8 protein-coding genes are annotated in these 14,121 nt (G+C 50.9%); 4 read left to right on the forward strand and 4 right to left on the reverse strand.

All coding sequences use genetic code 11. The annotated features are described in order from the left end of the window. Positions 1 to 80: 80 nt before the first annotated feature. The 4 genes from HGH92_RS16440 to gap all read left to right on the forward strand — a co-directional run bounded on the left by HGH92_RS16440 (position 81) and on the right by gap (position 6,411). Positions 81 to 1,427, forward strand: coding sequence for an SWIM zinc finger family protein (locus HGH92_RS16440; RefSeq protein WP_168871862.1), 1,347 nt, complete (start codon positions 81 to 83; stop codon positions 1,425 to 1,427). Positions 1,428 to 1,450: 23 nt separating this feature from the next. Beyond that, entirely contained in the window at positions 1,451 to 4,285 is a 2,835-nt protein-coding gene (locus HGH92_RS16445; protein ID WP_168871863.1) for a DUF6493 family protein, read from the forward strand. A gap of 35 nt (positions 4,286 to 4,320) precedes the next feature. Further along, complete coding sequence (locus tag HGH92_RS16450; protein WP_168871864.1) at positions 4,321 to 5,319, forward strand: GlxA family transcriptional regulator; 999 nt, start codon at positions 4,321 to 4,323, stop codon at positions 5,317 to 5,319. Positions 5,320 to 5,403: 84 nt separating this feature from the next. Next, the gene (gene gap / locus HGH92_RS16455) at positions 5,404 to 6,411 is read left to right on the forward strand and encodes a type I glyceraldehyde-3-phosphate dehydrogenase (protein ID WP_168871865.1); all 1,008 of its coding nucleotides are present in this window, start codon (positions 5,404 to 5,406) and stop codon (positions 6,409 to 6,411) included. A gap of 79 nt (positions 6,412 to 6,490) precedes the next feature. On the opposite strand, the gene HGH92_RS16460 is transcribed toward gap, so the two are convergent. From HGH92_RS16460 to HGH92_RS16475, 4 genes are all read right to left on the reverse strand, one after another. After that, the gene (locus tag HGH92_RS16460; RefSeq protein WP_168871866.1) at positions 6,491 to 8,230 is read right to left on the reverse strand and encodes a SusD/RagB family nutrient-binding outer membrane lipoprotein; all 1,740 of its coding nucleotides are present in this window, start codon (positions 8,228 to 8,230) and stop codon (positions 6,491 to 6,493) included. An 18-nt stretch (positions 8,231 to 8,248) separates the two neighbouring features. Next, complete coding sequence (locus HGH92_RS16465; protein ID WP_168871867.1) at positions 8,249 to 11,920, reverse strand: SusC/RagA family TonB-linked outer membrane protein; 3,672 nt, start codon at positions 11,918 to 11,920, stop codon at positions 8,249 to 8,251. A gap of 189 nt (positions 11,921 to 12,109) precedes the next feature. Further along, positions 12,110 to 13,273 carry a FecR family protein gene (locus tag HGH92_RS16470; RefSeq protein ID WP_168871868.1) on the reverse strand — a complete coding sequence of 388 codons (1,164 nt, stop codon included), beginning with the start codon at positions 13,271 to 13,273 and terminating at the stop codon, positions 12,110 to 12,112. A gap of 203 nt (positions 13,274 to 13,476) precedes the next feature. Then, positions 13,477 to 14,067, reverse strand: coding sequence for an RNA polymerase sigma-70 factor (locus tag HGH92_RS16475; protein ID WP_168871869.1), 591 nt, complete (start codon positions 14,065 to 14,067; stop codon positions 13,477 to 13,479). Positions 14,068 to 14,121 lie beyond the last annotated feature (54 nt).

The following is a 14,121-nucleotide window of genomic DNA, read 5'->3' on the forward strand; positions in this document are numbered from 1 at the left end:
ACACTATTTTTGTTCAGATACACATATTGCCTATATCCGAAATGCCAGGATAGAAATGAATGTTCCATTTTACCATTGACATGATACCCGAGACGAACACTATCAGTTACAGTTACCCAGTTCCATCGGTTTTTATTGCCGGGGGAGCGCCCCGTTTATTGCTGGCGGGATATAGTGAGACAGAAAAGGCCACCGGTCCGGCTTTTTTCCAGGGAAGCCTGGAACAGCCTTATATCACGGCCCGTTGCCTGATAGCTTTGTCGAATGTGGTGAGATCATCATTTACCCTTACGCCCGCTACCGCCGCCATGATGAAAGACCCGATTGTGACCACTGGTGCGGAGAAACTTCGGTTTGAAGGTTTTTCCCAATGTGCAGGCGTATATGCGCGGGTGGACGTACTGCCAGGAGGCCATAGCGGCAGTTTTCCAGCCAGCGGTACGGTGAACGTGGATTTCAATCAGCCGATGATCAATGCCTTGCATGCTGTCAGCAGGAACGATACTTTGCAGCTGACGGTGAATGCGCGGGAAATCAGCGTACAAAGCCAGCCTACGGAGCGTATTACAGAAAAGAAAGTGCCGTTGCCGGTGAAATGGATCAAAGGCCTGACAACAGTGCAACTGTTCCTGGCGGCGTCAGAGAAAGTGCATACTTTGAACAAGGTGCAGCTGCGGCAGCTGTTTCAGGGCATTCCGGCCGGCGCTGTGAAAACGGATTATTACCTGACCGTGCGAGGCAACAGGCCTGCGTTTTCCCCGGTGAAAGCGGCCAATGCTGTTTGTGTGGGCGGCATACACCGGCTGCGCTTACTGGAGCCATTGTTGCCGTTGGCTGACGAACTGCAGGTATTTGTGCATCCGGACATGCAGAGCACTACGTGGCAGTTGTATTTTGGTAACGTAAGATTTAGCCTTAGCCTGTCGCGTGAGGCCTGGCGTGGCTTTTCAGGTGAGGGCGCCGCATTGGATTCACTCATTGCTGATGTGCCGGACCGCCTCATCAGCGCGATGGACAAGTACGGGCATGTGAACCAGGAATTTAATGCCACTTTGCTGGCGGTGGAAGAGCAGGCGGGTTTTGAAGAGATAGACCAGCTGACAACGCGTCTTGCTGCCATGGGGCTGCTGGGATTTGACCTGGACGACAACGTATATTTTTACCGCCGCCTGCCATTTAAGCTCAACAGGATCATGAGCCTGAACCCGCGCATGAAAGACGCGGAGCAGCTGTTAGCGGAAGATAAAGTGGCCATCATCTCCCGGCAACAAGATAAGGTGGAAGCCCGTGTTGCCGGAAGTGGCGTTACTCATACCGTGATGATCGATGGTGATATGGCGCGCTGTACCTGTACCTGGTTTGCCAAACACCAGGGGGAACGCGGCCCTTGCAAACATATTCTTGCTGTACGAAAAAAGATCAATTGACATTTAACCCGAAAAATGATTGTATGACACATCTGGAAGAACTGGAGCAGTTGTTGACCATGGAGCGCGAACAGGATATCGTGCCATTTTTACAACGTTTAACCCCTGATGAAAAAAAAGCACTTAAACCGGGATTGACCAAACTGGCGGCCTATTACTCAGCGTTTGTGGAAGTTGGTTCCAACGGCTGGAAGAGCAGAATGACAGCACAACAGGCGAAGATGTTGGCCATCGCTGCATTTGTGTGTTACGACAGTAATGCATTTCAGCGTTCTAATTTCCATTTTACGTTGTTCCGCGAGCGTTTGCTGGAGAAAGTTATCTCCTGGTATATGCCAGACTGGTTCGATGGATGGATGCAGGAAATGGCTGAAAAGGATACCTTACCTGGTGATGTGAATTATTGGCAGATGCTGGACCTGCACGCCCGCGGATTACTTACGTTAACGCCTGCACTGGTAGTAAGCAGGCTGCCGATGGCGATTAACGGGAACCATCGGCTGTACGAACCTGCACGTTTGTTTGAGTTCCCCATTACTTTGACAGAACACTTCTGGTACCTGTTCGAATATCCATCCAATATACATTTCAGTGACAGCTGGACGAACAGCAAAAAAACGGGTGAACTGGAGCCCAACTGGAAAGGGTTTATTCAGCAGTACACCGGCGATGATACCATCGACCGGATGCGGGTACTGGAAGAATGCCTGAAAGCCGTTAACCGGAATTTCAATAAACTACAGGCCGGCTGGTTTGTGGACCTGTTGACATTGCTGAAGCCTGAGAAAGCAGAGCTGATGCAGCTACAGCCTTTGTTACTACAGGCGTTAAGTTCTCCACAAACGAAAGCTGTCAACGCAGCGTTGGGTTATCTGAAGGTACTGGCCACGGAAAAAGCGTTTGATCATCAGGCATTGCTGGACCATCTGCCGCAGGTGATGGCGACTGATAAAAAGAATATTATCACCACCACCATCCAGATACTGGAGAAGGCTGGTAAAATACACCCGGAAATTAAGCCACAGGCTTGTCTGGAGCTCTGTGCGGCTTTCCTTTCCAAAGAGGAAGATTTACAGGCCAAAGCCGCGAAACTGATATTGCAATGGGCTGATAAAAATGATGCTGCTTTAAGTGAGCAGCTTTCCCAATATGCAGGCAGTATGCTCGCCAGCACGCGCCATGCTTTGCAGGAGCTGATGAAAGATCATGAAGAAGTGGAAACCGCAGCGCACGAAGAAACGGAGAGATTGCCGCTGATCGGGGAACATAACCGTATTGTTACTGAAGACCTGGTGTTTTTTGCCAGCCAGGTTTTTGAAAATAACGTCACCTGGCATTTTGATCTGTTGCCGGCTATGTTACTGGCGGCGCAGGATACCATGACCACTGAGATGTTATGGCAGCTGGAGCCTGCGTTGCAACGGGCCGCTACCGTGTTGAAACGGCCGTCCGGCAACATGGGGCTGTTGGATGTTACCCTTGCTGTTTTTTTTCTGAACTATGGCAAATGGATGGCAGATAACGATGCCGGCTATACGGCAAAACTGAATGACGCCAAAGGCGCCCAGCACTGGTGGCGTATAAGGCATGAGATGCCTGAGCTGGAGCACTGGAAGACTTCACGTACAGAGACGGCAGTATATATGCCTCACCGGAAATTGCTGATACTGGCTTTGAAAAAGATCCGGGAGAAAGATCCGTTGCCATTGCTTTCCACGCCTACGCACGAACCGGGCTGGATAGACCCGGTGATATTGGTGCAACGCATGACACAATACCTGTCTGCCGGCGTACAGCCGGACGTACTGGATTTACAGACAGCGATCGCGCGGTGTGCCTTGCAGGATACTGCCGCAGCGCTGACGTTAGTGCAGCAGTGGCCGGCCGGCGAATATCAGCAGTTGTTTACTTTCCTGTTGAATGCCGCTGCTTTGCCGCAGGGGCCCTTCACGATGGAAGCTGCCTGGATGCAGGTCGGACTGACCAAGGCGCCGTTCACCACTTATGAGGCTTTTGCGGCATTTTCGTATAACCGCTTGCCGGTAGCACTGCTCAACGGCGCCTATGAGTGGAAAACAGGTGGCAAGCCGTACCTTGCCTATGGCAAATACAACGCAGAAAAGAGAGAATATGACCGGTATATGTCAGAGGAACTGGTGATGAACATTACCTTTCCGGAGGGCGATATTCTCAAGGGAAGCACACCATTGTTGCAGGAATACCTGAATGGCGTGGGACAATACATGTCTGTTTCGATTACGGATGTGGCCAGGCTGCTGTTGCTGACGCCTAATCATCCGGATGTGCTGCTGGCGAGGGTATTGCAATCCTGTCAGCGTTCTTCCGGGTATTATGAGGTGAACGAAACAGGTATCGTGTTAAACACGCTGAAAACGTTGCACAGCCTGGACATCCCGCTTTCAGAAATGAGGTATCTCTCTATTGCCCTGTCTATGTTGCACGCTGATAAAACCGTGAAGGGGTACGCTACCGAATACTGGAGCAGCCGTCTGCCTGACCGCATCAGCAGTGAAAAACTGGGACGGATGATCGGTCTGCAGCAGCGGGTGGCCTGGGCGCCCATGAAACGGCTCACCGACCTGATCAGCGCACAAACGCAGGTCAGCCGCCTGCAAAATGAGGAACTGGAAATGCTGCTGACGGCCTGCCTGTCTGTGTTTACAGAAACGCCGGTAAAAGACCTGAAAAAGCTGCTGGAAGTATATGCGGAAGTACTGGCCATCAATAACAGCAATATCCGTAATGCGGAGGTGATAAACCTGCTGAACGCCTGGCAGGGCAGCAGTACCGTGAAGAAGGCGGCGCAGCAGCTGCTGAAACGGGTAGTACCTGAATAGGCCGTTTTTTCTGTGTACTTTTGAAAAAATATCAGATGTCTGCATCCAAAAAACTGGTCGTCATAGTACCGATGGAAGGTACGTCCCTGCTGGATATTGCCGGTCCCTGCGATGTTTTCGCGCAGGCCACTAAAATACTCCGCAATGATCCGCAGCAGCCGGAGGAAGGGTATGAGATACTGCTGGCTTCGCCGGGAGAGGGCCATCACCTGAAAACGCAAAGCGGTGTAGAAGTGGTATGCCCGGTAACGGTAGCAGAGCTGGACCGGCCTATTGATACGTTGCTGATAGCCGGTTTGGGCACTGAATTTTTTGAATACAACCGCCACGATTTTTATAAATGGCTGAAAGAAGTGTATCCCCGCCTGCGCCGTATTGGCTCCGTTTGTATCGGGGCGTACGCGCTGGCGCGGGCGGGGCTGCTGAATGGCCGCCGCGCTACCACCCACTGGCAATACAGCCAGGATTTCCAGGAGCAGCACCCCGATGTCCAGGTAGATACCAATCCTTTTTATACCCGTGACGGGAACGTATATACGTCGGGGGGCCTGGCCTCCGGTATCGATCTGGCCCTTGCCCTGCTGGAAGAGGATTATGGCCGCGACCTGGCGGCGCTGGTCGCTAAAAAGATGGTCATCTACCTGAGGAAACCCGGGTACCAGACACAATTCGGTGACCTGCTCGATCATCACCAGCTGGCCAATACCCTCGCCGGTAAATTACGGCCCTGGATGGTACAGACACTGCATGAAGACCTGAGCGTGGAACGCCTCGCAGCACACGCGAATATGAGCCCCCGTAACTTCGCCCGTGTGTTCCTCAAAGAGTGCGGGCTTACACCAGCTAAATTTGTGGAAAAACTACGGGTGGAAACGGCCCGCAAATACCTCGAAGAGAGTGATCTCAGCATAGAACAGATCGCTGAAAAATGCGGCCTTGGCGGCATGGTGTCCATGCGGCGGGTCTTTCTTCGTCATCTTTCCGTGTCGCCCAGCGATTATCGCCGGAATTTCCGTACCTCCCTCCACCATTGATGTGGCAGAAACTGTATATTTTTCGTCATTTGAGACAAGTGACGGTTGGGGTACTTTTGTACTGTAACCAAAATTATTCAAGCGATGAAAATAGCTATCAATGGATTCGGCCGTATCGGAAGAATGACCCTCAGAGCTTTACAGCATAAAGACAATGTGGAAGTAGTAGCCATCAATGACCTGATGGGTGCTGACATCCTGGCCCACCTCTTCAAATATGACACCGCCCACGGGAAGTTTCCCGGCACTGTTTCCCATACAGACCAACACCTGATCGTTAACGGAAAAAAAATACTGCTGACCAACGAAAAAGATCCCGCCAATTTGCCCTGGGGCAAACTGGATGTAGATATGGTGATCGAATCAACCGGAAGGTTTACCCATAAAGAACAGGCACAGGCCCACATCCGCGCCGGCGCCCGCCGCGTACTGATCACGGCACCGGCTTCCGGCGGTGTGAAAACCATCGTGGCAGGCGTGAATGAAGATATTATAGAGGCGACAGATGAAATTCTGTCTACCGCTTCCTGCACCACTAACTGTATCGCCCCTCCGCTGTTTTTGCTGGATAAGGCTTTCGGCATAGAATCCGGCTTTATGAGCACGGTACATGCCTTTACCATGGACCAGATGCTGCAGGACGGCCCGCATAAGGATTTCAGAAGAGCGAGAGCGGCCACGCAGTCTATTATACCTACCACCACCGGCGCAGCGAAAGCTATCGGTGATGTGTTGCCCGCGCTGAAAGGCAAACTGGACGGCTTCTCTTACCGTGTGCCCGTGATTGACGGCTCCATCGCTGAGTTGTCACTCGTACTGAAAAAAACGGCTACAGCTGCGGAAATCAATGCCCTGTTCAAACAACAGGCGGAAACAGATCTGAAAGGTATCCTCGAATACACGGAAGAACCTTTTGTATCTGCTGATATTGTGGGCAATACCCATTCATCTATCGTAGACGGCACCATGACAAGGGTGATCGGCAACCTGGTGAAGGTAGTGGCATGGTATGATAATGAAGCCGGTATTTCCAACCGCATTGCGGAATTGGTGGCTAACGCGTCTTACGCTACAGTTGAAGCTCAGGGATAGTTAAACATTTTGGGTATAGATAAAAAAATCCCCCATTGATATTTTATCAATGGGGGATTTTTATGTGATCAGCTATAGTTTACTGGTAGTTGTAATTGTTCCAGTAAGGCACAACGCCACGTTGGTTTGCGGGTACCCAGAAGATCGGAGAAGTGGTATTGTTTTCGTTGGCCACCTTCGCGAAGTTATCCGGATTGTTGGTCAGCTCCACGGTAGGATAGTGTACTCTCTCAGGCATCGGTTTCCATACGGAAGCATGCCAGGTGAAAGGCTCCAGTTTCGGGTGACGCGTCCTTCTCAGCTCCGCCCAGAGTTCATAAGGTTGCAGCAGGTTGAGGTGGATGTATTTTTGCTGCATCAGGATTTCCATTTTGTCTTCCAACGTAGGCGCTGCCAGGAATTTGGCTTTGATATTATCGCCCCAGCCGTAGACAATAGCGTCTGTTGGCTTGGAAGGATACAGTACGGAATCCAGTGTGCCACGTCCATAGGTGCTGAGCTGGTTGAGATAGTACCAGAAGTTAGTGGAATGCACCACTTCATCTTTGATATGCTCTTCAGCGGCTTTACCGGTATTGCCGAGGTTTTTCAGCGCAATCTCCGCCAACAGCAGGTCCAGTTCTCCCAATGTCACCATGTACACCGGCAGATTTTCATTACGGTGCAGCGTGATATGGCTATACATGGATTTAGCATTGGTAGACAGTGAGGAAGCCAGGTTATCAGCAAAAGCGTAATACTTCTGCCCACTGTTATAGAGTGCTGTCTGCTCTTCGATATTGGCGGATACACCACGGTAGTCTTTGAATTTGGTGGGCATCGCCAGTACCGGCAGGCGTGGGTCGTCAATACCGGGTTGATAGGTAGAGTCACCGTAGTTCAACCGTTTCATGATGATATTGGGAATGAAAGCCGCATAGGTGTTTTCATAAAGACCACGTTGCCAGGTACCGCCACCAAGTACATCTATCTTGTACCACATGGTCCAGGTAAGATCGGTGGTAGGCAGCGGTTTGCCTAATGCTTCCTGTATCAAAGGTTTGGCATATGCTTCATCCACACCGGCAATACGTACCAGCATTTTCAGGCGGGTGAAGTTGATGAATGCCACCCATTTGTTGATATCTCCCTTAAACGCGTAATCCTGTTGCTGGAAAACTATTTTAGCGGGAGCGGACATCTGGCTGAAAGCTGTCGGCAGTGTGTTGACTAATCCGCCCAGGTCAGCGATGATTGACTGGTACACCTGTTTAGGGTCATCATACTTCGGGAAGAGGTATTGGGCACCGCCTTTTACGCCCTGAAAAGCGTCGAAGTAGGGGATGGAGTTGAAGAAATCCACCAGTTTGCCGCATTGGTACAACTTCACGAAGGTGGCCAGTTTCAGGTATACATCGCCATCCTGTTTCAGTTGACCGGTACGGAGTTCCACAGAGTCTTTAATGACTTCATAGTTTTTCAGTTTGGTATAACTGTTCTGAAAATAAGACTGGCCGGAGATGGGAAAATCATCGAAGCCGTTGCCGCTTACCAGGTCGTTATAGCTGCTGAACCAATCGTAACGATAGGAGATGTACCGTTGTGCCACCTGTTCATAGCCGGTAATGCTGGTGCCGCCATTGAGGAGGTAGTACCATTCTCCGTAGTCCTGTACAAATATTTTGTTGTTGGTGATCAGCTGTGTGAACAACCCCGGTACTACGTCGGTAACGGTGGCGTTCAGTTTGTCCGGATCATAGAACCGTTTCTCCACATCTTTTTTACACGCGGTGAAGGTGGCGGTCGCCATCATGGCTATATACAAGAATGATTTTTTCATGTTGTGTTTTTTTATGCGTTAGAAAGCAACGTTCAGTCCCAGGGAGAAAGTGCGCAGTGTTGGATAGATGCTGTTTTCTACATAGGAGTCTGCACCCAGCGCGCCTTCCGGATCAATGTTGGGAATGGATTTATAGAGATAAAACAGGTTACGTGCCGCAGCGGTGATAACCAGTTTTTGCAGTTTCGCACGTTTTACCAAATCGCGTGGTACTTCATAGGAGAGAGCTACTTCCCTTACTTTGATATAGTTGTTTTTGTACAGGCGGTCTGGCGGGAATGAAGTGGCCAGGTCGTTGGCATAGCTCATGTAATAGCTGCTGGCATTGGTCATCTGCGTATTAGGAACAGACTTGCCGTTGGCGTCCAGCATTACACCCGGAAGAACGATACCATCGTGGTATACGCGGCCGTTTTGCGCGGCGGCAGGAGCAGGCTGGTTATGCTGCCATGGTACCATATTACCGCTGGCGTCATAGTAATAAGCAAGGCCGCCGTGTGCTTCATCCCTGTACTGAAGGGTGCTTTCCAGTTCACCTACGCCGGTGAGGCGGTTGTTGGTATAGGAGAAGATGGTACCGCCGGATTTGTAATCGAGACCGATGCGGAGGTTGAAGTTCCTGTAGTTGAAGTCTGAGATGATACCGCCGTAGAATTTAGGCATGATGTTACCGGCAACGATCGACTTCTGGTTGTTGAGTGAATACATGCCGTTAGAACCTACGATTTTGTTACCGGCATCATCGCGGAGGTAGTCGTACATCACGATTTCGCCGTACGGGCGTCCTTCATCCGCGTGAATGGAAGCAGCAGAGCCGTTGATCAGGTTGGAGATCGGGTTGTTGGTTACGCCTGGATAGAGACGCATTACTTTGGAACCCTGGCTGGCAGCGTTCACGGTGATGTCCCATCTGTAGTTTTTACCGATGAGCGGCGTACCGGTGAGGCCCAGTTCCAGTCCCCATGCTTTCACGTCGCCCACGTTGATTTTAAGCCCTGTAGAGCTGGATGCGGGAGAGATAGGCAGGTTGAAGATCTGGTTGTAACGGTGATTGCTATACGCAGAGAAATCAATCGTCAGGCGGTTGTCTTTAAAGAAGGAGTTGTTGATACCGATTTCAAACTCTCTTTTACGTTCCGGTTTCAGTGCGCCGGGCAGGATGGCATCCGGCGGTGTGATAGAGAGCGCGGTGGTATTGGACAACCGGGTGAAGCTATAGAGGTTGTTGGCGAAGTAACGGTTGGTACCGTTGCCCACATCGGCCCATGACAGGCGGAGGGTACCGCTGTTCATACCAGGGATAGCGAAACGTTCGGTATAGTTCCAGTTAAGGGCTACGCCGGGATAGAAGTATTTGTTGTTTTCAGGAGGCAGGGTAGAGTTCCAGTCCATACGGCCCTGTAATTCGAGGGTAAGCTCGCTTTTCCAGGAGAGGGACGCGGAGCCCAGCCAGCTGTACAACACGTCGTTGCCACGGTTGAAGCTTCTGATCTGATACAGGTTGGCGGCAGACGGCGTACCGGATTCGTTGTTGAAAGAGTAGAGGTTTGCGAAGTTGAGACCGCCGATGGTGGAACTGCCGAGGTAGTCGGAAGACCGCAGGCGGTAGGCGCCACCGGTGTAGGCAAACAGGTGCAGCCTGTCCTGCATGAACGAGCGGTTGTAGTTCAGCAACGCCTGGTAGGTTTGTACGGTAGCGTTTTCTTTGGCGATACCGAAAGAACCGTCGGCAACGCTGGGCAGTATCCTGGTCACGCTCTTTTCGGTGGTGTAATTGGTGTTGTCATAGTCAAGTCCGGCCTGTCCCACGAGGAAGAGGTGCGGGGTGAAGTTCAGCGTTACTTTGGCAGACGTGATCATATGCACCTTATCGTCTTTCAGGGAGTTTTGGGAGCGGTCCCACATGAAGGCGCCCAGGTTGGAGAACGCGGTAGGCACGCCGGCGAGGGAGAGGTCTCGTTTATATCCCGTCTGATCGGTATAGAAGGGGTAGATCAGCTTATAATCGTAATCCAGCGGCAGGCCCCAGGCTACAGAACCATCGTTGGAACCGCGGCGGTTCATGCTGGTGATGTTGTAGATATTGGAGATCACTTCGAAGCTGGCAAGATTGGAGGCTTTGTAGTTGGCGTTGAAGCTGAAGGTGTTTCTTTTCTGCCAGGAGTTGTCGCCGTTGATGTCTTTATAGTAGTAGTTGGTATAAGATGCACGCACGCTTCCTTTGTCGTTGCTGCCGGCGATGGCCACGTTACCGGTAGTGGAACGGCCGGTATTGAAGAGCGACAGGAAGTTGTTGGTGTGCGGTGAATTTTTTACTATGGAGCTATCGTAGAACATCGCGTTGGCGCCATCGAATTTAGGGCCGAAGCTAAAGCGTTTGTTAGGGATGGTCCTGATTTTCTGTCCATTCACGGTGGCATACACGGTATCGTAGATATTGTCACCGAGGCCGTACTGGTCCTGCAGTTTCAGGTAAGATACCGGTTGCTCGTTGGTGTATTGGATAGAGCCGGTCATGCCCATACCGGTGCTGTTACGGCCGCTTTTGGTGGTGATGAGCACCACGCCGTTGGCCGCATCGCTGCCATACAGTACGGTAGCCTTCGCGCCTTTGAGGATAACCATGGATTCGATATCGGAAGGGTTGATATCGTTGATACCTGCGCCGTAATCGAAGCCCTGGCCTACGGAACCGCCGATAGATGTTTTACGGTCGCTGAGGATAACACCGTCTACCACAAACATCGGGCGGATGTTCTGGTCGGGGTTCATACTGGCGGCGCCGCGGATATTGATTTTGATACCGCCCTGTGGACCGGAAGCGCCCATGTTCACGCCTACGCCGGCAGCTTTACCGTAGAGAGCGAGGAAGGGGTTCATGGTGGTACCGGCTTTGGTCAGTTCTTCACCCTGGATGGTGCTGATAGCATATCCCAGTGTGCCTTTTGGGCGTTTGATACCGAGGGCGGTCACCACCATTTCATTGAGGCCGCTGGAGGCAGCGTGCAGTACCACGTTGACGGTGTTGGAGCTGCCCACGGTAACAGTGGTGGGCTGGAAGCCGATGGAGGAGAACACCAGTACCACGGTCCCCTGTGGCGCTTCAACGGAAAAGTGTCCGGAGGCGTCTGTGGCGCCACCGGTTTTAGTTCCTTTTACGAGGTAGGTAACACCGGGGATAGGGGTGCCGGTACTGTCCTTTACGGTACCGGTTATTTTCCGTTTGTCCTGTGTAAACTCCGGGGCAGGCTCCTTTGTTTCTGCGCTGGTTTGTTTTTCTTTCAGCGCAATCACTTTGCCGATGATTTCATACGAAAAGGGCTGGTCCTGGAAGATGGCTGCCAGGGTGCGTTCCAGCGAGGCGTTTTGCAGTTGTATATCTACCGGTTTGCTTTTTTTCAGCATGATGTCTTCATACCAGAAACTGTATCCAGATTGTTTTTTGATGTCTTCAAAAACGCTCAGGAGAGATGCATGTTTCCGGGATAGTGTGATCTGTTGTGACATAGACCTGGCACTGATTTGCAGGCAGGCTACTGTCAGCAACAAGGTGACTATTTTGAGTTGCATGATCAGTCTTTTTTTGAAGGTGAGATGTGCACCGGATTTGCCTGTAACAAGTGAACGGTCAGGCATGGTTGAGCGTAGCCCTGGCACACGGAAGGGCCTTGCATGCTGGCAATATTTCATACATTTGGGATGTTTGAGTTGATAAAGTTGGATACAGAGAAGTGTCACACCGGCTCAGGCATTTTACCAGGGGCGGGTGAGAGCGCTCCTGGTTTTTTATACCGTGCCGGCACAGATCTCTTAGGGACCTTTGTGCATGTCGTACAATTTGATTTTGGTTGTGTTTTAAATAATGCTAAAGTTGTTTTACTACATGACGATTAATTTTTCCTCTTCCAGTTTGAAATGAATCTTACTGATTTCTAACAAGCGTAAAAGTGCCGACAGATCTGCTGTTCTTGGGATGTCACCGGTGAAGGTACGGGTGGGAACCTCTCCTTTAAACACTACTTCAATATTGTACCAGCGTTCTACCTGTCGCATGATAGTGCGGATATCGGCGCTTCTGAAGGAGATGAGGCCGTTTTTCCAGGCTACAGCGAGGTCGGTATCGGCATGGTCGATGATTTCCATGGTGCCGTTTTCGTTGATCAGTGATTGTTGTCCTGGTTTAAGGAGATGATGGGCCGATTGCCGGCTTACCTTGACAGATCCCTGTAAAAGTGTTGTTTTGATGTTATTCTCATTGTTGTAGGCCATGATGTTGAAGCTGGTGCCGAGTACCGCCACGGCTGTTTCGCCGGTGGTGACAAAAAACGGCTGGGCAGCGTTGGGTTGGATTTCGAAGTAGGCTTCCCCGTTGAGGGTCACCTGCCTTGTTGGTCCGGTGAAGGTGGTGGGGTATTGCAGCGATGAAGCTGCGTTGAGCCATACCCGTGAGCCGTCGGGGAGTACGAGGCTGTATTGACCGCCTTTAGGGGTACGGAGCGTATTCCAGCTGACAGTGGCGTTGGCCGGGGCGGATGGTGATTTATAGATCAGCCGGCCGGCATTGGTTTGCAGGCTTACCTGTCCCTGTTGTGCTATCTGTCCGTTCATATTGCTGTCCAGTTCTATGGTTTGACCATTGGCCAGCGTGAGGATGGCTTTATCTGAGCCGGGCTGAAAAACTTTATGCTGTGCTGCTGCTACCGGCGCTGGTTTTTTACGTTGGCGCGTAAAGAGGATGGTGGCGCCGGCCAGTACCAGCAGCAGGATGGCTGCTGCGGCCCTGTAGCTTCTATAAAACGTTTTAGCTAACGAGGGTTTGATAACTTTTGCAGAGAGGATACGGGCCAGCATCGTATCTGACTGGGTGTCGAATACCGGTCGGTCTGTTTCAGCGGATTGTACCCATGCCTCTTCTATCATCCATTCGAGCTGTGCGTCCTGGTCATCGGAGCCAAGAAATGTCTTCAGCTCTTCCAGTTCAGCGGAAGTGGCCGTACGGGTGGTGTACTGGCTTAACAGGTATTTTAATCTGTTGTTGTCCATCTGCAAAAGTGCGTCTGTCTATATAGACAGCGGGAAGGGATAAAAAGAGGTAATGGGTAGAAAAAAAATTTTCAGGGAGCAGCAGGTGGTCATCTCCCGAAGGGAAATCGATATATAAGAAGTAAAAGCCGGGTTGGTCATCTTCCGGAAGAAAATCGATATAAAAAGAAAAGCCGGGTGGTCATCTCCCGAAGGAAAAATAATTATTTAGGCAGGAACAACAGCAGTAACAGGTTCGTTTCCGGATGTGTGAGCGCATAACTGCGGATGGCCCGGAGCGCGAGCACCATGTGTTTTTTCACGGTTTCCCGGGAGATCGCCATCCGTTCTGCGATTTCAGCCTGTCGCAGGCCTTCATCACGACTGAGCAGATACACCCGTTGTCTTTGTGCGGGCAGTTCTTCAATGGCTTCATCAATGATGCGGCGATAGCGGGCATCCATGGTTTCTTCAAACGGATTGCCGGTATCGGCGGTGACAGTCATTTCCCACTGTTGTTTGTGTTCCAGTTCGCGGCCCAGTTTCTTAAGGAAAGAGAAGGTATAGTTTTTAGCCGTTGTATAAAGATAGGGATGGAAATGGCTTACCTGGCTGAGTTTATCGCGCTTTTCCCAGATGCGGATAAAGACTTCCTGTACAATTTCTTCCGCCATGGACAGGGAGCCGGTGAGCTGAAATACAAAGGCGCCGAGTCTTTGGTGGTAGGCATGGAACAACCGGGCAAATGCGGCTTCATCGCCTTGCGATACTAATAATAGTAAATCGAGTTCACTATTTAATGGTTTATTGTCCAAATGAAAAACTATAAACGGCTCTCTATTTTGGTTGATGACAGGATAAATATAGAC

It is taken from the genome of Chitinophaga varians, assembly GCF_012641275.1.
Taxonomy (GTDB): domain Bacteria; phylum Bacteroidota; class Bacteroidia; order Chitinophagales; family Chitinophagaceae; genus Chitinophaga; species Chitinophaga varians_A.

What these genes read in the sequence shown, in the direction of transcription:
- HGH92_RS16440 (WP_168871862.1), top strand. Translation starts at nt 81, where the DNA reads ATGATACCCGAGACGAACACTATCAGTTACAGTTACCCAGTTCCATCG.
- HGH92_RS16445 (WP_168871863.1), top strand. Translation starts at nt 1,451, where the DNA reads ATGACACATCTGGAAGAACTGGAGCAGTTGTTGACCATGGAGCGCGAA.
- HGH92_RS16450 (WP_168871864.1), top strand. Translation starts at nt 4,321, where the DNA reads ATGTCTGCATCCAAAAAACTGGTCGTCATAGTACCGATGGAAGGTACG.
- gap (WP_168871865.1), top strand. Translation starts at nt 5,404, where the DNA reads ATGAAAATAGCTATCAATGGATTCGGCCGTATCGGAAGAATGACCCTC.
- HGH92_RS16460 (WP_168871866.1), bottom strand. Translation starts at nt 8,230, where the DNA reads ATGAAAAAATCATTCTTGTATATAGCCATGATGGCGACCGCCACCTTC.
- HGH92_RS16465 (WP_168871867.1), bottom strand. Translation starts at nt 11,920, where the DNA reads ATGAAATATTGCCAGCATGCAAGGCCCTTCCGTGTGCCAGGGCTACGC.
- HGH92_RS16470 (WP_168871868.1), bottom strand. Translation starts at nt 13,273, where the DNA reads ATGGACAACAACAGATTAAAATACCTGTTAAGCCAGTACACCACCCGT.